Source organism: Tsukamurella spumae, assembly GCF_012396015.1.
Classification (GTDB): domain Bacteria; phylum Actinomycetota; class Actinomycetes; order Mycobacteriales; family Mycobacteriaceae; genus Tsukamurella; species Tsukamurella spumae.
Genome location: NZ_JAAXOQ010000079.1, coordinates 1 through 1,104, shown reverse-complemented (window position 1 = coordinate 1,104; position 1,104 = coordinate 1). Strand labels below are relative to the sequence as shown.

At 61.1% G+C, this 1,104-nt stretch carries 1 protein-coding gene and 1 pseudogene; both read right to left on the bottom strand.

Going from position 1 to position 1,104, the window contains the following annotated elements; translation table 11 throughout:
* Positions 1-143: 143 nt before the first annotated feature.
* A complete protein-coding gene (locus HF999_RS23135) occupies positions 144-446 on the bottom strand; it encodes an AMP-binding enzyme (RefSeq protein WP_307872494.1) in 303 nt (100 codons plus the stop codon).
* A 126-nt stretch (positions 447-572) separates the two neighbouring features.
* A pseudogene (locus tag HF999_RS23130) lies at positions 573-953 on the bottom strand (AMP-binding protein); the annotation flags it as partial.
* Positions 954-1,104: the final 151 nt, after the last annotated feature.

The window sequence follows — 1,104 nt, the reverse complement described above, 5'->3', positions numbered from 1 at the left end:
AACCATCACGCCCGCAACGAAACCCACCGCACCGCGATCGCACCCACCCGACGACCACTACAATAACCCCGCACCCAGGTGGGGAATTTCGATGCGCATCACTGGGGACTTTCGATGAGCCTAGTCACCAGTGTGAGGTTTCGCTACTGTGGCCGTAGCGAGGCTCGTCGCAGCTTTCCAACTTCGTTGCGCGGAAGCGCATCGACGAAGGTAACGACACGCGGCGATGCATACTTGCCCACATGTTGTGCGACAAGGTCTTTGAGTTGGCGGGTTAGTTCGTCGACGTCTATTCCGGGTTGTGGAGCCACTACGACGGCTCGCACCACATCACCGCGAGCATGATCGGCGTAGGCGACCGCGGCAGCTTCTGTGATTGCGGGGTGCTTGAGAATCGCATCCTCCACCTCGACCGGACTCACGTTATGTCCAGAGGTGATGATCATGTCGTCCGCTCGTCCCTCGATCATCCATCGCCCCTCGCCGTCGATGCGGGCTCGGTCTTCGGTGACAAAGACCTCACCGTGCCAACTTTGCTGCCACTGCGCAGGGGCATTTTCGTAACCTGCGGACATCTGATGCCGCGGTCGACGAACGGCGATGAGCCCGGGCTCATCTGCAAGCGATGGCGAACCGTCTGGGCCGACTAGAAAGGGATCGAAGCCCGGAATCGGGTGGGTGAGCATTCCCGGTCGTGCTGTCGGGCCGGGCCCGAAAGCGTCCCCTAGAACCATGCCGACCTCCGAGAGACCGTATCCGTTGCGGACTATCGGCGCGCCGGTCGATTCCCAGGAACTGGCCACAGTAGCGGTGAGCGGTTCACCTGCGGCGGCGACTGTGCGCAGCGTCTGAGGCACCCCGATCTCCGAAAACACCGGAGCCAGCCGACGGATCGCCGATGGTGCCGTCGCGAGCACACTCGCCTTGGTCTCGACAGCGACCCGGTGCCATGCTTGGGGATTGAAGGGTCCTGAGTAAACCCCGGTGTTTCATGGGGATCTGCGGATCGCTGGGCGCAAATAGACCGAAGTGCTCCCTGAACAGGGGAAACTGGGACTTGTCTAGAGCTACAGTTCCTCAAGCAGAAAGCACTCGGTAGGTGAA

Bases quoted from the DNA above. Each gene is read 5' to 3' on its own strand.
- HF999_RS23135 (WP_307872494.1), bottom strand. From the start codon at position 446: ATGATCATCACCTCTGGACATAACGTGAGTCCGGTCGAGGTGGAGGAT.